This window comes from Vibrio sp. TRT 17S01 (assembly GCF_050113695.1).
GTDB lineage: Bacteria > Pseudomonadota > Gammaproteobacteria > Enterobacterales > Vibrionaceae > Vibrio.
This window is the reverse complement of sequence record NZ_JBNJOG010000017.1, coordinates 56,263-80,048: the sequence shown is the minus strand read 5'-3', so window position 1 is coordinate 80,048 and position 23,786 is coordinate 56,263. Positions and strand designations below refer to the sequence as shown.

The 23,786-nt window shown below is 44.7% G+C and carries 23 protein-coding genes; 4 read left to right on the top strand and 19 right to left on the bottom strand.

Translation table 11 applies throughout. From position 1 onward, the window contains the following. Positions 1-341: 341 nt before the first annotated feature. The 3 genes from hemG to ACQEXS_RS19550 are packed head-to-tail and all read right to left on the bottom strand — an operon-like array spanning position 342 to position 3,008. On the bottom strand, positions 342-869 hold the full coding sequence (gene hemG, locus ACQEXS_RS19560) for a menaquinone-dependent protoporphyrinogen IX dehydrogenase (protein WP_427014905.1): 528 nt from the start codon (positions 867-869) through the stop codon (positions 342-344). 9 nt (positions 870-878) lie between these two features. Further along, complete coding sequence (locus ACQEXS_RS19555; RefSeq protein WP_367987673.1) at positions 879-2,336, bottom strand: TrkH family potassium uptake protein; 1,458 nt, start codon at positions 2,334-2,336, stop codon at positions 879-881. 36 nt (positions 2,337-2,372) lie between these two features. Beyond that, positions 2,373-3,008 (bottom strand): YigZ family protein, encoded by a 636-nt coding sequence (locus tag ACQEXS_RS19550; protein WP_427014904.1) that lies wholly within the window; start codon positions 3,006-3,008, stop codon positions 2,373-2,375. 214 nt (positions 3,009-3,222) lie between these two features. Here ACQEXS_RS19550 and fadB point away from each other — a divergent pair, with 214 nt between their 5' ends. Together fadB and fadA are read left to right on the top strand one after the other, a co-directional pair. Then, positions 3,223-5,394 carry a fatty acid oxidation complex subunit alpha FadB gene (gene fadB / locus ACQEXS_RS19545; RefSeq protein WP_427014903.1) on the top strand — a complete coding sequence of 724 codons (2,172 nt, stop codon included), beginning with the start codon at positions 3,223-3,225 and terminating at the stop codon, positions 5,392-5,394. Between the two features lie 14 nt (positions 5,395-5,408). Continuing rightward, positions 5,409-6,584 carry an acetyl-CoA C-acyltransferase FadA gene (gene fadA / locus ACQEXS_RS19540; protein ID WP_427014902.1) on the top strand — a complete coding sequence of 392 codons (1,176 nt, stop codon included), beginning with the start codon at positions 5,409-5,411 and terminating at the stop codon, positions 6,582-6,584. Between the two features lie 48 nt (positions 6,585-6,632). Here the strand turns inward: fadA and punR are convergent, their stop codons facing one another. Next, positions 6,633-7,544, bottom strand: coding sequence for a DNA-binding transcriptional activator PunR (punR, locus tag ACQEXS_RS19535; RefSeq protein WP_427014901.1), 912 nt, complete (start codon positions 7,542-7,544; stop codon positions 6,633-6,635). A 142-nt stretch (positions 7,545-7,686) separates the two neighbouring features. On the opposite strand from punR, the gene punC reads away from it, so the two are divergent. Beyond that, complete coding sequence (gene punC, locus ACQEXS_RS19530) at positions 7,687-8,889, top strand: purine nucleoside transporter PunC (RefSeq protein WP_427014900.1); 1,203 nt, start codon at positions 7,687-7,689, stop codon at positions 8,887-8,889. Between the two features lie 47 nt (positions 8,890-8,936). On the opposite strand, the gene ACQEXS_RS19525 is transcribed toward punC, so the two are convergent. Then, on the bottom strand, positions 8,937-9,713 hold the full coding sequence (locus tag ACQEXS_RS19525) for a transporter substrate-binding domain-containing protein (RefSeq protein WP_427014899.1): 777 nt from the start codon (positions 9,711-9,713) through the stop codon (positions 8,937-8,939). A 99-nt stretch (positions 9,714-9,812) separates the two neighbouring features. On the opposite strand from ACQEXS_RS19525, the gene ACQEXS_RS19520 reads away from it, so the two are divergent. Continuing rightward, complete coding sequence (locus tag ACQEXS_RS19520) at positions 9,813-10,553, top strand: amino acid ABC transporter permease (protein WP_427014898.1); 741 nt, start codon at positions 9,813-9,815, stop codon at positions 10,551-10,553. Between the two features lie 58 nt (positions 10,554-10,611). On the opposite strand, the gene glmU is transcribed toward ACQEXS_RS19520, so the two are convergent. The 14 genes from glmU to mnmG all read right to left on the bottom strand — a co-directional run bounded on the left by glmU (position 10,612) and on the right by mnmG (position 23,492). Then, positions 10,612-11,973, bottom strand: a complete 1,362-nt coding sequence (gene glmU / locus ACQEXS_RS19515; protein ID WP_427014897.1) for a bifunctional UDP-N-acetylglucosamine diphosphorylase/glucosamine-1-phosphate N-acetyltransferase GlmU — start codon at positions 11,971-11,973, stop codon at positions 10,612-10,614. A gap of 152 nt (positions 11,974-12,125) precedes the next feature. Beyond that, entirely contained in the window at positions 12,126-12,548 is a 423-nt protein-coding gene (locus tag ACQEXS_RS19510; protein WP_367987684.1) for a F0F1 ATP synthase subunit epsilon, read from the bottom strand. An 18-nt stretch (positions 12,549-12,566) separates the two neighbouring features. Continuing rightward, positions 12,567-13,970 carry a F0F1 ATP synthase subunit beta gene (gene atpD, locus ACQEXS_RS19505; protein ID WP_367987685.1) on the bottom strand — a complete coding sequence of 468 codons (1,404 nt, stop codon included), beginning with the start codon at positions 13,968-13,970 and terminating at the stop codon, positions 12,567-12,569. 35 nt (positions 13,971-14,005) lie between these two features. Next, entirely contained in the window at positions 14,006-14,872 is an 867-nt protein-coding gene (atpG, locus tag ACQEXS_RS19500; protein ID WP_367987686.1) for a F0F1 ATP synthase subunit gamma, read from the bottom strand. 43 nt (positions 14,873-14,915) lie between these two features. Then, on the bottom strand, positions 14,916-16,457 hold the full coding sequence (atpA, locus tag ACQEXS_RS19495; protein ID WP_367987687.1) for a F0F1 ATP synthase subunit alpha: 1,542 nt from the start codon (positions 16,455-16,457) through the stop codon (positions 14,916-14,918). Positions 16,458-16,470: 13 nt separating this feature from the next. Next, the gene (gene atpH, locus ACQEXS_RS19490) at positions 16,471-17,004 is read right to left on the bottom strand and encodes a F0F1 ATP synthase subunit delta (RefSeq protein ID WP_367987688.1); all 534 of its coding nucleotides are present in this window, start codon (positions 17,002-17,004) and stop codon (positions 16,471-16,473) included. 14 nt (positions 17,005-17,018) lie between these two features. Then, a complete protein-coding gene (atpF, locus tag ACQEXS_RS19485) occupies positions 17,019-17,489 on the bottom strand; it encodes a F0F1 ATP synthase subunit B (RefSeq protein ID WP_367987689.1) in 471 nt (156 codons plus the stop codon). Positions 17,490-17,560: 71 nt separating this feature from the next. After that, on the bottom strand, positions 17,561-17,815 hold the full coding sequence (gene atpE, locus ACQEXS_RS19480) for a F0F1 ATP synthase subunit C (RefSeq protein WP_021707041.1): 255 nt from the start codon (positions 17,813-17,815) through the stop codon (positions 17,561-17,563). Positions 17,816-17,873: 58 nt separating this feature from the next. Continuing rightward, entirely contained in the window at positions 17,874-18,686 is an 813-nt protein-coding gene (gene atpB, locus ACQEXS_RS19475) for a F0F1 ATP synthase subunit A (RefSeq protein ID WP_367987690.1), read from the bottom strand. Between the two features lie 8 nt (positions 18,687-18,694). Continuing rightward, on the bottom strand, positions 18,695-19,084 hold the full coding sequence (locus ACQEXS_RS19470) for a F0F1 ATP synthase subunit I (protein WP_367987691.1): 390 nt from the start codon (positions 19,082-19,084) through the stop codon (positions 18,695-18,697). 186 nt (positions 19,085-19,270) lie between these two features. Further along, positions 19,271-20,152 (bottom strand): ParB/RepB/Spo0J family partition protein, encoded by an 882-nt coding sequence (locus ACQEXS_RS19465; protein ID WP_427014896.1) that lies wholly within the window; start codon positions 20,150-20,152, stop codon positions 19,271-19,273. Positions 20,153-20,175: 23 nt separating this feature from the next. After that, on the bottom strand, positions 20,176-20,949 hold the full coding sequence (locus tag ACQEXS_RS19460) for a ParA family protein (protein WP_367987693.1): 774 nt from the start codon (positions 20,947-20,949) through the stop codon (positions 20,176-20,178). A 14-nt stretch (positions 20,950-20,963) separates the two neighbouring features. Then, positions 20,964-21,596 (bottom strand): 16S rRNA (guanine(527)-N(7))-methyltransferase RsmG, encoded by a 633-nt coding sequence (gene rsmG, locus ACQEXS_RS19455; protein ID WP_427011780.1) that lies wholly within the window; start codon positions 21,594-21,596, stop codon positions 20,964-20,966. After that, on the bottom strand, positions 21,597-23,492 hold the full coding sequence (gene mnmG / locus ACQEXS_RS19450) for a tRNA uridine-5-carboxymethylaminomethyl(34) synthesis enzyme MnmG (protein WP_427014895.1): 1,896 nt from the start codon (positions 23,490-23,492) through the stop codon (positions 21,597-21,599). It lies immediately after the preceding gene. Positions 23,493-23,786 lie beyond the last annotated feature (294 nt).

Genomic DNA, 23,786 nt, shown 5'->3' with positions numbered 1-23,786 from the left:
GATACCGAAGTATCTAATTGGATTATCATCAACGAGTGCCCACACAGATTGATAGGTTTATATTGTTAAAGAGCTTTCCATTTGAGCTTCGCTCAAGTGGACGGCCATTTTAGCGAGATAAAGTTTAGTGTCAACCACTTTTTTCAAACTTTTTTCAAGCGTTTCCGCTTGGCTAATTGACCTACTGGCTTGGCTTTCGTTTCTTTCGAAGCGTTGCCGTGTCAGCGAGGGGGCATTATAGAGATCGAGATTATATTGGCAACCCTTTTTTCGAAAAAAAAGACACTTTTCTATCGTTAGAACAGAAATTAAGCTAAAAGGATAAAAACTCGCTGTCATCTTCACCAATTTTTGAATTTTTCAGCAAATAGAGCCACTTTTTTCCAATTAGTGTATTCCACTTCTTTTGTTGTATCAGTCTCTCCACCCGTCATAGTCATAATGAGGCGAATCATCATTTTATCGAACCAACGGTACCTAGGGTAATAAAGCGCACCCGCAAAAACACCGATCATTTCTGGCTGCCACGGTGATTTTTTCAAAAATGTTTTAATGTAAACACTACCCTCTGGCGTATCTTTTCCTTGATCTTCTTTTCTTGCAGTTAGATTGACACAAAAGAAAGCTACTTTTGCATGTTTTAACTGAGTCAGGTTCGAATGGATAAATTGATAGAGCTTTTTATTAAGCTTGCCGTAACGAATGGAAGCGCCAATCATCACTTTGTCATACTGGTTAAAATCAACATCAGTCACTTCATTCAAATTAACTATGTCACATTGATAAGCTGGTAGCTCTTTCTCTATATAAAGAAGGATTTTCTTAGTTTGTCCTTCATTGGTTGAATACAAAAACAAAGCCTTTGACACAATTTCCCCTCAACTTCGCCAAAAAGTAGGCGTAAGTAGAATTAATAATGTAAATATCTCTAAACGACCAAACAACATCGAGACGATTAGTACCCATTTGGCTTTATCATTGACTTCTCCAAAATGTAAAGCCACTTCTCCCAACCCAGGGCCTAAGTTATTTAAGGTGGCTGCAACAGCAGAGAATGCGCTTAGCTCATCCATTCCTGTTGCAATTAGCGCTAGCATGCAGGCAACAAATACCAACGCATAAGCAGAGAAGAATCCCCATACGGCATCAACGACACGTTGTGATAGTGCAGTACCACCAACTTTAATCGTATAGACAGCTCTAGGGTGAACCAGCCGTTTTAATTCACGAGCACCTTGGAGTGTAAGAAGTAATATTCGTATTACCTTCATTCCACCACCGGTAGAACCAGCACATCCACCAATAAAAGAAGAAAATAGCAATAATACCGGTAAGAAGATCGGCCATTCAGAAAAACCTGTAGTGGTAAAACCGGCGGTTGTTGATATCGATACGGTTTGGAATAACGCCTGATCAAATGCATCATAAGTCGACTGGTAAGAGTGATGATTCAGTAAAACAAGGAAACACACTACAAATAACAAAACCTGAATAAAAATAAAGGCACGAAATTCCGGATCTTTCCAATAGTACTTAGGATGAACACCACCAGAGGCAAAGGCGGCAAAGTGAAGTGAGTAATTACATGCAGAAATAAGTAAGAAGACTACGGTGATCATGTTAATCGCATAGCTATCAAAATATCCCATGCTGGCATCATGAGTTGAGAAACCGCCAATCGCGATTGTAGAAAAGCTATGGCTAATTGCATCAAATGGCGTCATTCCTGCAAGCCAAAACGCGGTTGCACATGCAATGGTTAAACTCAGGTAGATATACCAAAGCGCTTTTGCGGTTTCCGCAATTCTAGGCGTCATCTTGGAATCTTTAACTGGCCCTGGAATTTCTGCGCGATATAACTGCATTCCCCCGATCCCTAATACAGGAAGAATTGCGACAGCCAATACGATGATCCCCATACCACCGAACCACTGAAGTAGCTGACGATAAAAGAGAATGGCTTTAGGAAGCTCATCAAGGCCAACGATAACCGTTGCCCCTGTGGTTGTTAATGCTGAAAAAGACTCAAAAAAGGCATCAGTAACCGAAATACTCGGGTTATCTGCGATTAAAAAAGGTAATGAGCCCGCACTGCCTAGTACAGTCCAAAATAAAACCACGATAAGAAAGCCATCACGAGCTTTAAGTTCGTGTTTATGATGGCGATTGGGGAACCAGCATAGTGCACCACAAAAAAGGAGTACAAAAAACGTGGTCACAAAAGGGACACCCGCACCATCTCGATAGATAAGTGCGACTAACGCCGGGGCCAACATGGTCACGCTGAAAAGGGCCAGCAGAAGACCAACGATTCGGATAATTGAACGAAATTGCATGGATTGCTCGACTAGTGAAGCAACGCTTCAGACTTCCTATTTCTTATTGTTTGTTCCGTCCAGTGGAGTTATCAAGACTTTTGCTCCACTCTTATTGACCATCATTTGAGTAAACGCGTCCACTTGACGCACTTCAATCTCGAGCAACAAAACCACTTGATCACTGTACTCAGCTTGCACTTCATTGGCATCAAACTGAGTAAAAAGGGATTGAGCGATGGGCATAAAGCCATAGTCTAACTCTACTCGCAATATTGTGGTTATTTTTTTCTCGATAGTTTGAAGCAGCTTGAGAGCTTGTTGTACTCCTCCACCATACGCTTTAACTAAACCACCTGTTCCGAGCTTAATACCACCAGAATAACGGGTTACCACCGCAGTGATCTCACCAACTCCAGAACCCGATAGTTGTGCCAAAATAGGCTTACCCGCAGTTCCTGACGGCTCACCATCATCACTAAAACCCCACTTCATTGAATCTTCAGGACGCCCAGCTACAAAGCCCCAGCAATTATGTCGTGCCGCATTATGCTTCTGTTTTATGCATTCCACATAAGCCTTCGCAGACTCAATGGTTGGCGTATGGGTTAAGTGGGTAATAAAGACACTCTTTTTAATTTCTTCTTCAAAAGTGATTTCACTAGCGGGTATTAGATAAGGAAGTTCATTCATGAGAGCAGTTGTTTTTTCACAGAAAAGTCAGTGTATCACGACCAAGCAAAAAAACGCGATGGCATGTTTCAATGCACAATGTTAAACACTTGTTTAAAAAATGTATTGAAAATATACAATCCGAGGTCCACACTAGAGTAACTGGTCTAACCAGAATAAAAATAAAACGACTTACCAAGACACAATGACACATTGTAGGTCACGGAGATAAACAATGATTTACCAAGCTAACACCCTACAGGTAAAGGAAGTACAAGATGGTATCGCCGAGCTCAACTTCTGCTCTCCCAACTCAGTTAACAAACTGGACTTGGCCACTCTTGAATCACTCAACAACGCCCTTGATGCACTAAAAGCACACCAAGGACTTAAGGGCTTGATGCTCACCTCAGATAAAGACGCGTTCATTGTTGGCGCTGATATCACCGAATTCTTAGGTCTTTTTGCCAAGACAGACGCTGAACTCGATCAGTGGCTGCAATTTGCTAACAGCATCTTTAACAAGCTGGAAGACTTGCCTGTCCCAACTATCTCGGTACTAAAAGGCCACACGTTAGGTGGCGGTTGTGAGTGTGTGCTTGCAACTGACATGAGAGTTGGTGACAAGACCACCAGCATCGGTCTACCAGAAACGAAACTCGGTATCATGCCGGGCTTTGGTGGTTGTGTACGCCTGCCACGTGTTATTGGCGCCGACAGCGCAATGGAAGTGATCACTCAAGGAAAAGCGTGTCGTGCAGATGAAGCGTTAAAGATTGGTCTTCTGGATGCGGTTGTCGATAGCGACGCACTTTACGAGTCAGCACTCAAGACACTGACCTCGGCAATCAACGAGAAGTTGGACTGGCAAGCTCGTCGCAAGCAAAAGACATCACCACTTACGCTAAGTAAGCTCGAATCAATGATGAGCTTTACCATGGCGAAGGGTCTGGTGGCACAAAAAGCAGGTCCTCACTACCCAGCTCCAATGACAGCCGTTATTACTATTGAAGAAGGCGCTCGCTTTGCTCGTAACGAAGCACTCGACATTGAACGTAAACACTTCGTAAAACTGGCTAAGTCTGAAGAAGCAAAATCACTGGTTGGTTTGTTCCTTAACGACCAATACATTAAAGGACTTGCTAAAAAATCAGCTAAGTCAGCGAGTAAAGACACGCAACGTGCGGCAGTGCTTGGTGCGGGCATTATGGGCGGTGGCATCGCCTACCAATCTGCATTAAAAGGCGTACCGGTGTTAATGAAAGACATCGCGCAACCTTCACTCGATTTAGGCATGACTGAAGCATCTAAGCTGCTAAACAAACGCTTATCTCGTGGTCGCATTGATGGCTTTAAGATGGCTGGTATTTTAGCGTCTATCACACCAAGCCTACATTACGCTGGCATCGAAGAATCAGACGTGATTGTTGAAGCCGTAGTAGAAAACCCGAAAGTAAAAGCAGCAGTGCTGAGTGAAGTCGAATCACATGTCGGTGAAGACACGGTTATCACCTCAAACACCTCGACGATTCCAATCAATCTATTAGCAAAATCGCTAAAACGCCCAGAAAACTTCTGTGGCATGCACTTCTTCAACCCAGTGCACCGCATGCCCCTTGTTGAGATCATCCGTGGTGAACATACCTCTGATGAAACCATCAATCGTGTTGTTGCGTACGCAGCGAAAATGGGCAAATCACCAATTGTCGTTAATGACTGCCCTGGGTTCTTTGTAAACCGCGTATTGTTCCCATACTTTGGTGGCTTCAGCATGCTACTTCGTGATGGCGCGGACTTTACGAAAATCGACAAAGTCATGGAACGTAAGTTTGGCTGGCCGATGGGACCTGCATACTTGCTCGATGTCGTTGGTATTGATACAGCTCACCACGCACAAGCCGTTATGGCACAGGGTTTCCCAGAGCGTATGGGTAAACAAGGTCGTGACGCGATCGATGCACTATTCGAAGCAAGCAAATACGGTCAGAAGAATGGCAGTGGCTTCTACAGCTACACCATAGATAGAAAAGGTAAGCCGAAGAAAACCTTCTCTGAAGAGATCTTGCCGGTGCTCGCTGACGTTTGTGCCGATAAGCAGGACTTTGACGATCAAACCATCATTCAACGTATGATGATTCCAATGATCAACGAAGTGGTACTGTGTCTACAAGAAGGCATCATTGCCACTCCACAAGAAGCGGATATGGCATTGGTTTACGGTCTTGGTTTCCCTCCATTCCGCGGCGGCGTATTCCGCTACCTAGATAGCGTAGGTATTGCTGAGTTTGTTGCAATGGCAAAACAATACTCAGAGCTTGGTGCTATGTACCAAGTACCACAGATGCTGATTGATATGGCGGCGAAAGGTGAAAGCTTTTACGGTGCACAACAGCAAGGTTCTATCTAAGGAGGGATTCTAAAATGACTAATCAAACAAGAAATGTTGTCGTAGTCGATTGTCTACGTACGCCAATGGGTCGCTCTAAAGATGGTGCTTTCCGTCATACACGAGCAGAAGATCTATCCGCGCGCCTAATGAAGGGTATCCTTGCGCGTAACCCGCAGGTGAACCCAAGCGAGATTGAAGATATCTACTGGGGCTGTGTACAACAAACCCTAGAACAAGGCTTTAACGTTGCACGTAATGCTGCGCTACTTGCTGGTCTGCCAATTGAGATTGGCGCCGTGACGGTTAACCGCCTGTGTGGTTCATCCATGCAAGCGCTTCACGATGGTACACGTGCCATCATGACGGGTGATGCTGAAATCTGCCTAATTGGTGGTGTTGAGCACATGGGACACGTACCTATGAACCACGGCGTGGACTTCCACCCTGGCATGTCAAAGACAGTTGCAAAAGCAGCCGGCATGATGGGCTTAACAGCAGAAATGCTTGGTAAGCTGCATGGCATTAGCCGTGAGCAACAAGACGAGTTTGCTGCGCGCTCTCATGCTCGTGCACATGCTGCAACCGTAGAGGGTCGTTTTAAAAACGAAATCCTACCAATTGAAGGTCATGCGGCTGACGGTACCCTGTTCACTCTGGATTACGATGAAGTGATTCGCCCTGAAACATCCGTTGAAGGGTTATCTCAACTTCGTCCAGTGTTCGACCCAGCAAACGGCACAGTAACTGCTGGTACCTCATCGGCACTGTCTGATGGTGCATCAGCGATGCTGATCATGAGTGAAGAGAAAGCCAACGAGCTTGGTTTGAAGATTCGTGCACGCATCAAAGGCATGGCCATTGCAGGCTGTGATCCTTCTATCATGGGTTACGGTCCTGTACCTGCGACGCAAAAAGCGCTCAAGCGTGCTGGCCTCTCAATTGAAGACATGGATGTGGTTGAGCTAAACGAAGCATTTGCAGCGCAATCTCTACCATGTGCTAAAGACTTGGGTCTGCTTGATGTGATGGATGAGAAGGTCAACCTTAACGGTGGTGCGATTGCCTTGGGTCACCCGCTTGGTTGTTCTGGATCACGTATCTCAACAACGTTAATCAACCTTATGGAAGCGAAAGACGCGAAATACGGTCTGGCAACCATGTGTATCGGTTTAGGCCAGGGTATTGCGACCGTATTTGAACGACCATGATCCACAATAAAGATCAAAGCGCTAGCAATGCTAGCGCTTTTTGTTGGATCATTTAACTTTCAACCAATCTTGATAAAGTTGATCACTGGATCCTAGGTAGTCAACCATCCATTGGATCATCTTATGGTTTTCATCTTTTCGCCACACTAAGCAACATTGGCTCAATGGTTTTTCCTCTTCCAAAACCTTTTCCACCAACACACCTTCAGTAATCAGTGGTTGAGCAATGTGACTCGGCATATAGCCGACCCCAACACCATTCTTCAAGCATTCTATTGCGCTGTACCAATTTGGTAACAGCAATCGGCGCTGCTTGGGGTAATGCACCGTGTGTCTTTTTGGCAATACATTTGAAGTATCATCAAGACAAATGGCTGGAAATTGGCTCACAAATGACTCTGTCAAACACTGCTCTTTCACGCATGGATGACTAGGAGACATTACAAATGCCCAGTCCAATGTTCCCATCTCTTTGACTTCAAAATCACCACCTACAGGGATTGCAGAGGTGGCACCAATGACAATATCAGCCCGACCTTGCGCGATCGCTTCCCAAGATCCATTGAACACCTCCATGTTGATCTGTAATTCAGCATGATCAAAGGTTTGATAAAACGCTTCGATCAACGGCTTCATCTTATCGAGCTTCACAACATTATCTAATGTTAAGCGCAACGTTTTCTGCCATCCATGTGCCGCACGACGCGTTTGTGCTTTCACTTCTTCCATTTGGCGTAACATCGCACGCGCCTGCTTGAGAAACAACTCTCCCGCAGGAGTAAGCTCAACTTTGCGGGGTAAACGGCGAAACAACACTACATCCAGCTCTTGTTCAATTTGCCGCACGCTATAACTGATCGCTGAAGGCACTTTGTGAAGCACCTCTGCCGCAGCAGAAAAGCTCTCAACTCGGGCAATAGTGTCGATCATCTCTAACGAATATTTAGAAAATACACTCACATATAACCTTTCAAAAAATTTGATAGATAACTACAAATAATAACGTTTCATTTTATCGAAAGCGAAAAATAGAATAGCAACGCAAATAAAAAGGTTGGCGCCAACACAGATCTATCTATGAATTAATTTCAACGGAATTGCTATGAAAGTATCCAAATTACAACTTTTTTATCTTGCTGCGTTATCTATGTTGGGCTTTGTTGCTACAGATATGTATTTACCAGCATTTAAGGCAATGGAAGCGGATTTTGCTACTGGTCCAGAACAAATTGCTCTCTCATTAACCGTTTTTCTTGTCGGTATGGCCAGTGGACAACTCTTATGGGGACTGGCTTCTGACCGATTTGGCCATAGAAATACGTTAATTGTCGGTATGGCAGTATTCACCTTCGCTTCAATCGGACTCGCATTTAGCGACCAAGTATGGCAATTGCTACTACTGCGCTTCATTCAAGCGATCGGTGTATGTGCCCCTGCAGTGATCTGGCAAGCAATGGTGATCAAACGTTATGAAGCGAGGATCAGCCAACAAATTTTTGCCACCATTATGCCATTGGTTGCTCTTTCACCAGCGCTCGCTCCACAGTTAGGAGTCGTGTTGGCTAACAATTTTGGTTGGCACAGTATTTTTGTTTGCTTAAGTATCGTAGGTATTGTGTTAGCTGCTGCGACCATGGTTCAACCCAAGGAGCAAATTGAAAGTAAGCAAACTTCGGTTAAGCATGACATCAAAGGACTTTTATCATCCAAAGCTTATCTTGGTAATGTGATGATGTTTGCTACTGCTTCTGCAGCATTTTTTGCCTATCTAACCGGAATGCCAGAGATCATGGCTCAATTGGGTTATTCACCCGCAGATATAGGTATGAGCTTTATTCCACAAACCATTGCATTCATGGTTGGTGGCTACTTAGGGAAAGTGTGTGTTGGTAAATTTGGTGATGAAAAGGTACTGCGCCAATTGATTGGGTTGTTCAGTGTTGCTGCCCTGCTGATTTTTATTGCTTCACAATGGCAGTTAACCTCAATTTGGCCAATACTTGCTCCATTTTGCCTAATAGCCGTTGCCAATGGTGCTTTGTATCCCATAGTTGTCAACCGCGCACTCTCCAGTGCAAAGCAGAGCCCGGCAACCGCTGCTGGTCTGCAAAATAGCTTACAAATATGTGTCAGTAGCCTTTCTAGTGCGCTGGTTGCAATGTTAGCCAGCCAAGCTCAGGCGGTGACTGGTATCGCAATTGTTATTTGCATGGGCGGTTTATGGATTGGTTATATCGTATCAAACCGTGAACTATCGCAGCACTTTACCACGCCAGATAATTCACGAGTTGTCAGTGACGAATAGCTAAAACAGTGAGGGCCGTACAATGCGGCTCTCACTCTAGTAAGTGATTACAAACTTTTCAGTCCCCATTTTTCTGCAGTTTGCTTAAAGAACCCCTGTGTTTTCTTTAGCTCAACCCAATGGTTGATATAGTTTATCCATACTTGGTCATCTTGAGGTAACAACATCGCAATAGGTGTGGGCTTACGTGGGGCTTTCACCGGTACGATGGCTAACTGTTTAAACTTCTCCACCAGCGTTGCCGCTTCAACATTTGACGTCACAGAAACGTCAGCACGACGAGCTAGAAGCTCTTGAAAATCACGCGCAGGTGCTTCAATCACAATATGTTGCGCCGATGGAAAGAACTCTTTCACCATTTTCTCTTGTACCGTACCCAACGTAGCAGCAACTTTTACGTCAGGCTTGTCAAAGTCAGCCCAATCAGAAAACTTGGCTAAATCTTTCTTTTGCACCACGGGTACAAACGCAAGATAGAAATACGGCTGACTGTAACCCGCAACCTTAGCTCGAGACATATTCAAAGACGCACTACCGGTAATGTCGTATTTATTGGCTGTAATGCCATTCACCAGTGTTTTCCAGTCTGTTGCAACATATTCAACTTTTACCCCCAGATCTTTCGCTAGTTCAGTCGTGACATCAATATCAAACCCACGATAGCTATTGGTAGCGGGATCTTTCATTGTCATCGGGTTCCAATCTCCCGTCGTCCCAACTCTAAGCACTCCTGCATCCAAAATTTCATGTAAACGACTTTGAGCATTCGCAACCTGACAAATAGAAAGTAAAGACAGGCCTAGCACAACTAAGATTTTTTTCATTGTTTTTCCTTATGTATCCATTCCATATGACAAATTAGGTCATAACACTGATAACATAGCAGCAACAAGGAACAATTATTAGCAAAGACAGGGTGTTGTGTGAACTATCGTTATTTCTGGCTAATTTCACTTTTATTGATAACTGGGTGTTCCGATTATCACTGGGGTTGGTATGTGCTTGATCCTTCCACAGAGCAAGGACTCACCAATATTAAATTTCTGATCGCTGGTTTTAATGACACAATCCAAGTGTCTTTACTCAGCATGCTGTTTGCGATGATGATTGGCTTGTTCGTCGCCCTCCCCGCGCTGTCTGACTATCCAGTATTGAAATGGGTCAACCGCATTTATGTTGAGGTGATACGTTCTATCCCTGTTTTGGTTTTACTGCTTTGGGTGTATTACGGTATGCCAACGCTACTTGATGTGTCCCTCAATCACTTTTGGGCCGGAGTCATTGCACTGACAATTGCAGAAAGTGCATTTATGGCAGAGGTATTCAGAGGAGGCATTCAAGCCATCAGTCGTGGACAACACGAAGCAGCAGAGTCTCTCGGCTTGAATTATTGGCAAAAAATGCGTTTGGTGATTCTTCCCCAAGCATTTCGCCAAATCTTGCCACCACTGGGGAATCAGTTTGTTTATATTCTCAAGATGAGTTCACTGGTCAGCGTGATTGGTTTAAGCGATCTAACAAGGCGAGCTAATGAATTGGTCGTGAATGAATACTTACCGCTGGAGATATATACTTTCTTAGTTCTCGAGTACCTACTGCTCATTTTACTGGTATCGCAAGCAGTGCGATGGCTGGAAAAACGTATTGCAGTACCGAGTTATTAGGCCTCAAAAGAATAAAGCCGCTCATTATGAGCGGCTTTAAATTATCGATTAACTAGTCTTATTTCTGTTTTACTGGACGTTGCCAGCCAGTGATCTTGCGCTCTTGTGCACGAGTGATCACTAACTCACCTTCTGCCACATCTTTGGTCAATGTAGTACCAGCACCAACTGTTGCGCCATCAGCAATTGTCACAGGCGCGACAAGTTGGCTATCAGAACCAACAAATACGTCATTACCTATGATGGTTTTGAACTTGTTTGCACCATCGTAGTTACAGGTAATCGTACCGGCACCAATGTTCGTACGTTGACCGATCTCTGCATCACCTAGGTAAGTAAGGTGGTTCGCTTTTGAGCCTTCACCAATACGCGCATTTTTTACTTCCACGAAGTTGCCTACATGAGAGTCATTACACATCTCTGCACCTGAGCGTAAGCGCGTAAATGGACCAACTGTACATTCTTCACCAACTGTCGCACCTTCAATTACGCTGTATGGACGAACGATAGTATTATCGTCAATCTCACAATCTTTTAAAACACAGCCAGCACCAATACGAACGTAATCACCTAATGTAACTTTACCTTCAATGATAACATTGGCATCAATTTCGCAGTCCATACCACACTGTAGTTGTCCACGAAGATCAAAACGTGCAGGATCGCGCAGCATTACACCTTGCTCAAGCAGTTTTTGTGCTTGCATCGATTGGAATGCGCGCTCTAAACGAGCAAGTTGTGAGCGGTCATTAACCCCTTCAACTTCAATAGGATTCACAGGGTGAACCGCTTCTACGGCGCGGCCTTCTGCGTGCGCTGCTGCAATAACGTCAGTTAAGTAGTACTCACCTTGCGCATTATTGTTGTTAAGGTTTGATAACCAACGACGTAAATCTTCACCACGTGCGACCATCACACCGGTGTTAATTTCTTTAATTAGCTTTTGTTCTTCCGTTGCGTCTTTTTGCTCAACGATAGCAACAACAGGACCGTTACGACGAACAATACGGCCATAACCTGTTGGGTTATCCATAACAACCGTTAGCAGTGCGATACCACCTTCAGGTTTAGCATCAAGAAGACTCTCAATCGTTTCTTCAGAAATAAGTGGTACATCGCCGTAAAGCACTAAAATCTTTTCATCATCTTCAAACTGAGCAGAAGCTTGATCAACAGCGTGTCCTGTGCCCAATTGCTCAGCCTGTAGTACCCAATTCACTGGTTCATTAGCTAATACAGATTGCATTTGCTCACCACCATGGCCATACACAAGATGGATATTCTGAGCACCTAATCCAGCGCATGTATCAATCACATGTTTTGCCATCGGTTTTCCTGCGAGCGTATGCAGAACTTTAGGCATATTAGAATACATGCGGGTACCTTTACCCGCGGCCAGAATGACAGCGCTAAATTTCATAACAATCCTAATAAATATTGAAATCGGAAAATTGGAAGTATTCTATCTAGGTTAGCTAAGGGAATTAACCCCAACAAAAAAATTTCTGTTAAAAAATAAGCAAAAAGGCGGTCAAAAGACCGCCTTTATCATTTTTAAAACGCTACTATTAACTAGCGACGTTTTTTAGTCAGCTCGATAACACGTAGCTGAGCAATAGCTTTAGCCAGTTCACTAGCCGCTTGCGCGAAGTCCATATCACCATGCTGATTCTGAATATTTTCTTCAGCACGACGTTTGGCTTCTTCAGCCTTAGCTGCGTCCAGTTCTTCACCACGAATCGCTGTATCAGCCAGTACTGTAGCAGTACCCGGCTGAACTTCGACCATACCACCAGAAACATAAATAATTTCTTCGTGACCGTGTTGCTTAACAATACGCACCATACCAGGCTTGATAGCGGTCAGCAGCGGTGTGTGACCGTGGAAAATTCCAAGCTCACCTTCGCTACCGGTCACCTGAAACGTCTCAACACGGCCTGAGAAAATTTTCTTCTCTGCGCTCACTACGTCTAGGTGAAAGGTTATTGCTGCCATATCGCCTCCTAGTTAGCCTTATAGCTTCTTCGCATTCTCGATAGCATCGTCAATCGTACCGCAGTACATAAACGCTTGCTCTGGAATGTCATCGTATTCACCAGCTAGTAGACCTTTAAAGCCACGTAGTGTCTCTTTAAGAGGTACGTAAACGCCTGGGTCACCTGTAAATACTTCCGCTACGTGGTAAGGCTGAGTTAGGAAACGCTCAATCTTACGTGCACGAGATACAACTTGCTTATCTTCTTCAGATAGCTCGTCCATACCTAGGATCGCGATGATATCTTTCAGCTCTTTGTAACGCTGAAGTGTCTGTTGAACGCCACGAGCTGTGTCGTAGTGCTCTTGACCAACCACTAGAGGATCAAGCATACGAGATGTTGAATCTAGTGGGTCAATCGCTGGGTATAAACCCATTGCTGCGATGTTACGGTTAAGTACAACCGTTGCATCCAAGTGTGCGAACGTAGTTGCTGGAGACGGGTCAGTCAAGTCATCCGCTGGTACGTATACTGCCTGTACAGACGTGATAGAACCAGATTTCGTTGACGTGATACGCTCCTGTAGTACACCCATCTCTTCTGCAAGAGTTGGCTGGTAACCTACCGCTGAAGGCATACGACCTAGCAGTGCTGATACCTCTGTACCTGCAAGTGTGTAACGGTAGATGTTATCAACGAACAGCAGAACGTCACGACCTTCGTCACGGAACTTCTCTGCCATTGTTAGACCAGTCAGTGCAACACGTAGACGGTTACCTGGTGGCTCGTTCATCTGACCGTAAACCATCGCTACTTTTGATTCTTCAGGATTCTCAACGTTTACAACGCCCGCTTCCTGCATCTCGAAGTAGAAATCGTTACCTTCACGAGTACGCTCACCTACACCAGCAAATACTGATAGACCAGAGTGCTGAAGTGCGATGTTGTTGATAAGTTCCATCATGTTGACGGTCTTACCTACACCAGCACCACCGAATAGACCAATTTTACCACCCTTAGCGAATGGACAAACTAAGTCGATTACTTTAACGCCAGTCTCTAGTAGAGCGATCTCGTTTGATTGCTCTTCGTAGCTTGGTGCTTCACGGTGGATAGAGTAAGTCTCTTCCGCACCGATATCACCACACTCGTCAATTGCGTCACCTAGAACGTTCATGATACGACCTAGGGTCTTAGTACCTACTGGTACTGAAATTGGAGCGCCTGTGTTAACCACTTCAACGCCACGACGTAAACCATCAGAGCTACCCATTACGATACAACGAACTACGCCACCGCCTAGCTGTTGTTGAACCTCAAGAACTAGACGCTCTTTTGATTCTGTAACGTTTAGAGCGTCATATACACTAGGTACTTCGCTCTGTGGGAACTCTACGTCGACTACCGCACCGATGATCTGTACGATCTTACCTGTAGCCATCGTTAATCCTCTAAACTATTTCGTTTTACCTAAGCTTAAACCGCAGATGCACCACCAACGATTTCCGATAGTTCTTGTGTGATCGCGGCCTGACGGGCTTTGTTGTACACAAGTTCTAGATCTTCAATCAAGTTGGTTGCATTATCTGTTGCAGCCTTCATCGCAATCATTCGAGCCGCTTGCTCACAAGCAAGGTTCTCAACTACACCTTGGTAGACCTGAGACTCTACATAACGCACTAGAAGTGTATCTAGTAGAGGTTTTGGTTCAGGTTCATAGATGTAGTCCCATGAATGCTCACGCTGCATCTCTTCGCTGTCCGATTTAGGCAAAGGTAGCAATTGATCGATCGTTGGTTGTTGAACCATAGTGTTCACAAACTTATTAAACACTACGTATAGACGGTCCAATTCACCTTCATCGTATTTCTTCAGCATTACGCTAACAGAACCGATTAGGTCTTCTAAGCTTGGGCTATCGCCCAGACCAGAAACCTGAGCAGCTACTTTCGCGCCACTGTGTTTGAAAAAGCCTGTTGCTTTTGAACCGACTAATGCCAGTTCAACTTCAGCACCTTTCTCTTTCCAAGCCTGCATATCGAGTAGCGCTTTTTTGAACACATTGATGTTCAAGCCACCACACAGGCCACGGTCTGTAGAAACGATGATGTAACCAACTCGCTTCGCTTCACGCTCTTCTAGGTACGGATGACGGTACTCTAGGTTTGCGTTTGCTACGTGACCGATCACTTTACGCATGGTTTCAGCGTATGGACGAGAAGCTTCCATTGCATCTTGAGAACGACGCATTTTTGAAGCTGCTACCATTTCCATCGCTTTCGTAATTTTCTGCGTGCTTTTAACACTACCGATTTTATTACGTATCTCTTTTGCGCCGGCCATCGTTACTCTCCATTAGTTGGTGGCAGAAACTGCCACCGACCTATTACCAAGTTTGGGTTGCTACGAAGTCGTCCGTCAGCTTCTTAAGCTGCGCTTCAACTTCATCGTTGTATGCACCCGTCTTGTCGATCTCAGCTGCGAAATCAGCGTATTGACCGCGAGCATACGATAGTAGAGCCGCTTCAAAATCTAGCAGTTTGTTTAGTTCAACATCTGCTAAATAGCCGCGCTCTGCCGCGAAGATTACTAGTGCTTGGTCAAATACAGACATTGGAGCGTACTGCTTCTGCTTCATTAGTTCTGTCACTTTTTGACCATGGTCTAGCTGTTTCTTCGTCGCTTCATCAAGGTCAGATGAGAACTGTGCGAATGCCGCCAATTCACGGTACTGAGCTAGTGCAGTACGGATACCGCCTGATAGCTTCTTGATGATTTTCGTCTGCGCTGAACCACCTACACGAGATACTGAGATACCAGGGTCAACCGCTGGGCGAACACCCGCGTTGAATAGCTCAGTTTGTAGGAAGATCTGACCGTCGGTAATCGAGATTACGTTAGTCGGTACGAATGCTGAAACGTCACCTGCTTGAGTTTCGATGATAGGAAGCGCAGTTAGAGAACCAGTCTTACCTTTAACTTCACCGTTAGTGAATTTTTCTACGTACTCTTCACTTACTCGAGCTGCACGCTCTAGTAGACGTGAGTGTAAGTAGAATACATCACCTGGGAATGCCTCACGGCCTGGTGGACGTTTTAGTAGTAGAGAGATCTGACGGTAAGCTACCGCTTGCTTAGATAGATCATCGTAAACAATCAGTGCGTCTTCACCGCGATCGCGGAAGTATTCACCCATCGCACAACCTGCATATGGCGCTAGATATTGTAGCGCTGCAGATTCAGAAGCAGATGCAACAACAACGATAGTGTTAGCTAGCGCGCCGTGCTCTTCAAGTTTGCGAACTACGTTAGCGATAGTCGATGCTTTCTGACCGATAGCTACGTAGATAGAGAAAATACCTGAGTTTTTCTGGTTGATAATCGCATCGATCGCCATTGCTGTTTTACCAGTCTGACGGTCACCGATCACAAGCTCACGCTGACCACGACCGATTGGGATCATTGAGTCAACTGATTTGTAGCCAGTTTGTACAGGTTGGTCAACCGATTTACGGTCGATTACACCTGGTGCGATTACTTCTACAGGCGAAGACAGTTTCGCTTCGATTGGACCTTTACCATCAATAGGTTCACCTAGTGTATTCACTACGCGACCTAGAAGTTCTGGACCAACTGGCACTTCAAGAATGCGGCCAGTACCTGTAACTTTCATGCCTTCCTTTAGGTCAGCATATGGGCCCATTACAACCGCACCAACCGAGTCACGCTCGAGGTTAAGTGCTAGCGCATAACGGCCACCCGGTAATTCAATCATTTCACCTTGCATCACGTCCGCTAGGCCGTGGATGCGGATGATACCATCGCTTACCGACACGATAGTACCTTCATTGCGAGCTTCACTAACAACTTCGAAAGATTCGATACGTTGTTTGATCAGATCGCTAATTTCCGTGGAATTAAGTTGCATGCTCCAATCCCCATTAAGACTGCAATGCATCGCTCAGGCGGTTCAAACGACCACGCGCTGAGTCATCGATGACTAAGTCTCCGGCTCGAATAATCACCCCACCAAGTAGGGCCTCATCTATACTGCAATTCAGCTTAACTTTGCGTTCAAGACGCTGTTCAAGTTTGCTGCTGATGTTTGCAAGCTGCTCATCAGAAAGTTCTGTTGCTGAAATAACTTCAACATCAATCTCTTTCTCATGCTCTTGTTTAAGAGTAAAGAACTGTTCACAAACATCTGGAAGGGCCGTTAAACGACCATTCTCTGCCATTACCTTTAAAAGGTTTTGACCATGTGCATCAACTTGCTCGCCACAAACCGCTACAAATATTTCTGCAAGTTTTTCAGCAGAAACAGAACCCGTTAGAAGTTCTTTCATTTGTTCGTTGTTTGCCACTTCAGCTGCAAAAGACAGCATTTGACCCCATTGGTCAAGTTGGTCTTTTTCCGCCGCAAAGTCGAATGCTGCTTTAGCATAGGGGCGTGCGATAGTAGTCAAATCAGACATAAGCGCCCCCAGACTTAAAGTTTTGCAGTAATGTTGTCGAGAATATCTTTGTGCGCATCTTTATCGATTGAACGCTCAAGGATTTTCTCAGCACCAGCTACAGCCAGAGTTGCAACTTGTTTGCGCAGCTCATCGCGTGCACGATTGCGTTCAGCTTCAAGTTCAGCTTCCGCTTGAGTCAGGATTTTCTGGCGTTCTGCCTGAGCTTCCTCACGAGCTTCATCAAGAATTTGAGACTTACGCTTGTTCGCTTGATCGATGATCTCAGTTGCTGTGCGCTTCGCTTCTTTCAATTGATCAGAAGCGTTTGCTTGTGCTAGATCCAAGTCTTTTGCAGCTCGCTCTGCTGCTTGTAGACCGTCAGCAATTTTCTTCTGACGTTCTTCGATCGCTTGCATCAATGGTGGCCATACATACTTCATGCAGAACCACACAAATAGTGCGAACGAGATTGCTTGACCTAGCAGAGTTGCGTTCATATTCACAACAGCTACCCCTCTATATGGACTTAGTGTTAATCAATGACAAACCAGAGTTTGTCTAGAGTTAAACGTGATTAACCTAGTTGACCAACGAATGGGTTTGCGAAAGTGAATAGTAGTGCGATTACGATACCGATCATTGGGATCGCATCAAGTAGACCAGCGATGATGAACATCTTAACTTGTAGCATAGGAGCCATTTCTGGTTGACGTGCTGCACCTTCAAGGAATTTACCACCTAGAAGTGCGAAACCAATCGCAGTACCAAGAGAAGCAAGACCGACGATAATACCTACGGCGATTGCAGAAAAGCTCAGTAAAGTTTCCATTACTATCTCCAATTTATAGTTAGTTGGCTTATGTGCCCGATAAATAAAGCTTTAAAAATTAATGATCAGAATCTTCGTGTGCCATTGATAGATAAACAATGGTCAACATCATGAATACGAAGGCCTGAATCGTAATAACCAGAATATGGAAAATAGCCCACGGTAGTGAACCCATCCATTGTAGCCACCATGGTAGCATTGCCGCACAAAGAATGAATACAACCTCACCCGCGAACATGTTACCGAATAGACGCATACCAAGTGATAGAGGTTTCGCCAGTAGCGATACCACTTCAATCAGTAGGTTAAACGGGATCATGATTGGGTGATTGAATGGATGTAAAGCCAGTTCTTTCGCAAACCCACCTAGACCTTTTACTTTGATGCTGTAGTAAATCATCAGAGCAAATACGCCTAGTGCCATAGCCATGGTGATGTTCACATCAGCTGAAGGTACTACTTTCAAGTAAGGAATACCGAGCCAATGCTCTGCTGGGTATGGTAAGAAATCGATAGGCACAAGGTCCATCAAGTTCATTAGAAATACCCAACAAAAGATAGTCAGTGCGAGAGGTGCTATCAGAGGGTTGCGTCCATGGAACGTATCTTTGACGTTTTCTGCGACAAATTCTACGATCATTTCAACAAAACACTGAAGCTTGCCTGGTACACCTACTGTTACTTTCTTTGCTACTGAATAAAAAATCCCAAGGAAGATCAAACCAGTAAACCAAGAAAAAAACAGGCTATCGATATGTACGTTCCAGAAACTTGTCGCCTCTTCAACCAGACCTAACTTATAAAGAGATAGGTTGGTTAAGTGGTGATCAATGTATCCGGCCGATGTTAGCGCTTCACCTGGCGCAGCCATAACTCGTCCTATTTTTTGTTGTTGATGAATAGCACTGGTGCAAAGATATTAATACCTAGTACCAGCAAATAGGTTAGTTTCAGGGGAACGAGTTCCACCTGCATATACATGTAGGCAACGGAGAAGAGAGCAACCGTGATGAGAATCTTTAGTGCTTCACCTGTGTAGAAAGAGGCCGTGATCCGCTTTGCAGCTCGAGCTCCACTAAACATAAAAGCACACAACGCAAAAACCGCATTAGCGATGACAAAAATGCCCCCACCAACCAGCGCTGAAAATCCCCATTCAGCATTCACAACGACTGCCATTCCTGCTGCCACTAATGTAACCACGCCAGACTGGAGCATTAACAATTGCTTAGCAAGCTCTCGTCCTGGTCTAGCTAACGCAGTTACCATGTATTCGTACCTCTAGTAATATCCACGCTTTGACTACTTAACGTCGTGGAAATTGGCGAAAATTATACGGTGAGTCGAACTGATTGCAATGAAAACACCGCAAAAAGTTACAATTTTGTTTACAAACCTACAACTTTCGCACAAATAATCTTTTTTTACATAATTGATTCAGATCAATTATCTCATTTAGCTCTCGAGCTTGGCAATTAGTCGCTCTAATTTGTGAGGCTCATCAAGACTAATTGTCATTTTAGCTTTGCCATTACTGCTTCGAACGATATTCACTTTAGCCCCCAGTTTTTCACTGAGTCTTTGTGACATTTGTTGAATGTCCGTATCTTCTGGCTCATTTTCAGCTTCAACTTGAGGCTGTAGACACTTTTTCACTAAAGCTTCAGTCTGGCGCACGGTCATTTTCTTCTTCGCAACCAGCTCTGCGACGTCAATTTGTTGCTCACCTTCAAGCATCAAAAGTGCTCTAGCATGGCCCATTTCGAGCATTTTTGCGGCCACCAGTTCTTTTACATCTTGCTCGAGCTGGTTCAATCGCAATGTATTACTTACAGTTGCACGTGATTTACCAATAACATCCGCAACCTGTTGGTGGGTTAACGAAAACTCACCTTGTAAACGATCAAGAGCTTGCGCTTCTTCAATCACATTCAAATCTTCACGCTGGATGTTCTCGATAAGTGCCATTGCGATCGCGGCTCGGTCTTCGACTTTCTTCACGATGCAAGGAACTTGTTTCAGTCCAGCTTTACGTGCGGCACGCCAGCGGCGTTCACCTGCAATGATCTCAAACTTTCCATCACCAACTTCACGAACCACGATGGGTTGGATGATCCCTTGAGATTCTATCGATGCCGCTAACTCTTCCAATGCTTCTGGCGACATGTCTTTACGTGGCTGATAGACACCTGGCTTTAAATGAGAAACGGCTAAATCCGTTAACTCTCCATCAGATGACAGTTCTTGACTGTGCAAGGCACTTTGCTGCTTTTCTCGAGCAAGTGAACTGGTAGAAAGCAGGGCATCAAGCCCTTTACCTAAACCACGTTTAGACATGAGAGTGAATTCCTTTGATTAATTTATGCAGGTACTTCTTCTCGGCGTAGCATTTCACCAGCAAGCGCTAGGTAAGCTTTTGCTCCAGCAGAGTATTTGTCGTAATACATCGCTGGTTTGCCGTGACTTGGCGCTTCTGCCAAACGTACGTTACGAGGAATAACGGTGCGGTACACTTTGTTGCCAAAATGCTTTTTCAATTGATCGGATACTTCGTTGGAGAGTCTGTTTCGAGGATCATACATGGTGCGCAACAACCCTTCGATTTTCAGATTTTCGTTTACCACGGCAGCTAATTTGCTGATCGTATCCATTAACGCAGTTAAACCTTCTAGTGCAAAGTACTCACACTGCATAGGAACCAAAACGGAATCCGCTGCGGCCATGGCATTGATTGTAAGAAGGTTTAGAGAAGGAGGACAATCGATAAAGATGAAATCATAGTTATCGCGAACTTGTGCAAGTGCATTCTTAAGACGAACTTCTCGCGCAAAGACTTCCATCAATTTAATTTCTGCCGCCGTCACATCACCATTGGCAGCAATTAAATCATAATGACCAGAGGTTTTACGACAAACGACCTCTTCAAACGGAGCGTCTTCAACGAGCAATTCGTACGCCGTTGCATCGATTTGATACTTATCAACACCACTGGCCATAGTTGCGTTGCCTTGTGGGTCTAGATCGATCACTAAAACCTTGCGTTTAGTGGCTGCCATTGAAGCCGCTAAATTTATACAAGTAGTTGTTTTTCCAACACCGCCTTTCTGGTTGGCGATCGCTACGATTTTACCCACGATTAACCTCGCTGTTATCCCTTGCGCGATAAGATTACAAGATGACGCTCACCTTCTAACTCAGGAACATTCAAAGCTTTGATGTCAGTCACAGAACACCACTCAGGTAATTGTTCAATCTCACCCTGTGGTAATTGACCTTTAAGAGCAAGAAAAAGACCAGACTGTTCCTTTGGCAAATGATGGCACCAATTCACCATATCTACCATAGATGCAAACGCGCGACTTAGTACACCATCAAATTTGTCTTGAGGCTGATACTCTTCGACTCGACTTTGAATCGGGATCACATTTTCAATATTCAATTCATGCAGAACTTGTTTAATAAATCGAATACGTTTGCCCAGACTATCAAGTAAGACGAACTGTTTTTCTGGGTTCATGATCGCAAGGGGGATCCCAGGTAAACCAGGACCAGTCCCTACATCGATAAAACGTTGCCCATCAAGATGTGTGCTAACAATAATACTATCAAGAATATGCTTAACTAACATTTCCTGCGGATCGCGCACCGAGGTCAGGTTATAAGCTTTGTTCCACTTATCCAGCAGTTCAACGTACCCTACCAATTTTTCACGTTGCACCTGTGAGACCTCAAGGCCTGTTTGGACAAGAAGTGAGTCAAGTTTGGCTTTTAGTGCACTCATTTATGCTTCCTCACCCTTTTTTAGCATACCTTGCTTTTTGAGGTATACGAGCAAAATGGATATTGCAGCTGGTGTCACTCCTGAAATTCGAGACGCGATACCAATGGTTTCTGGCTTGGCATTGTTTAGCTTGAGCACCACTTCATTGGATAACCCCTTCACATCACTGTAATCAAGCTCAAGCGGCAATTTGGTATTCTCATGGCGTAGAGATTTTTCAATCTCATCTTGTTGACGCTTGATATAACCTTCATATTTCACTTGAATTTCAACTTGTTCAGTTGCTTGAGGATCATCTAAGGCTGGTGCAAAAGTATCTAACTGAGTCAGTAGATCGTATGTCATTTCTGGACGACGAAGGAGATCTTCACCGCTTGCTTCACGCGCGATTGGTGTTTTTAACCGTTGGTTTAGCTGCTCAACGCCAACTGAAGTTGGATTTATCCAAGTTTCTTTCAAACGTTGACGTTCTGTTTCCATGTTTTCGATCTTTTGGTTAAAGCGAGCCCAACGGCGATCATCAATTAATCCTAACTCACGCCCTTGCTCCGTTAAACGCAGATCGGCATTGTCTTCACGCAGCAGCAACCGGTACTCCGCACGAGAAGTAAACATGCGGTATGGCTCTTTTGTCCCCATGGTCGACAAATCATCAATCAATACACCCATGTAAGCTTGATCACGGCGTGGACTCCAACCTTCTTTGCCTTGGCTGTGCAAGCTTGCGTTCAGACCTGCCATTAGACCTTGTGCTGCCGCTTCTTCATAACCGGTTGTACCGTTGATCTGGCCCGCAAAGAATAGACCATTAATGAATTTCGTTTCGTAGGTTTGCTTCAAATCACGTGGGTCAAAGAAATCGTACTCAATTGCATAACCAGGACGAACAATGTGTGCATTCTCAAAACCTTTCATTGAACGAACGATTTGTACTTGTACGTCAAACGGCAAGCTGGTGGATATACCATTCGGGTATAGCTCGTGCGTTGTAAGACCTTCAGGCTCAATGAAGATTTGGTGACTGTTTTTATCAGCAAAGCGCATCACTTTGTCTTCGATAGACGGGCAGTAACGCGGACCAATCCCCTCGATCACCCCTGCATACATTGGGCTGCGATCTAGGTTGTTGCGGATCACCTCATGAGTTTGCTCATTGGTGTGTGTAATAAAACATGGGATTTGACGCGGCTGATGCTCACGTTTGCCCATAAATGAAAATACTGGTGTTGGGTTGTCACCGTGTTGTGCTTCCAACACTGAGAAATCCACGCTGCGTGCATCGATACGTGGTGGTGTACCCGTTTTCAGACGATCGACACGGAACGGCAGTTCACGTAATCGATCCGCCAATGCGATCGATGGAGGATCTCCCGCGCGGCCACCAGAAGAGCTTTCCATACCGATGTGGATCTTACCGCCAAGGAAAGTACCTACGGTTAATACCACTGATTTGGCCTGGAACTTAAGTCCCATTTGCGTGACGACGCCAAGTACACGATCTTGTTTAACAATCAGATCATCCACTGATTGCTGGAATAAAGTTAGATTTGGTGTGTTCTCTAATGCTGAGCGTACGTATGCCTTGTACAGAGCACGATCCGCCTGAGCACGAGTGGCTCGAACTGCTGGGCCTTTCGAAGCATTTAATGTTCGAAATTGAATACCGGCGTGATCAATGGCTTCAGCCATTAGACCGCCCAATGCATCTACTTCTTTGACCAGATGTCCTTTGCCTATTCCCCCAATCGCAGGGTTGCAAGACATCTGCCCTAAAGTATCAATGTTATGCGTCAATAACAGAGTTTTTTGCCCTGTACGTGCAGACGCTAAAGCGGCTTCCGTTCCTGCATGACCGCCACCAACAACAATGACGTCAAAAGTTTCGTGATAAAGCATGAACTGACCTCAGGTACTCAATCGAAATAATGGACAGATAAAAAGAGCGCTATTCTACCTTCTTTCCGCTACTGAGAAAATCGCTTTTCAAGCTTTTTACTTAAAGGGCTGAGAAGTAAATATATATAAGATCTATATAGAGATCTTTTATTGGATCTATTATTAGGATCGTCGATCTCTGTGGATAAGTGGAAAATGATCAACAAGATCATGGATCTTAATAAGATCATATTGTGTGATCTAACGTTGATCTAACGGAGGATTAGCTGGGATCAAAATAGCTACTTATACACA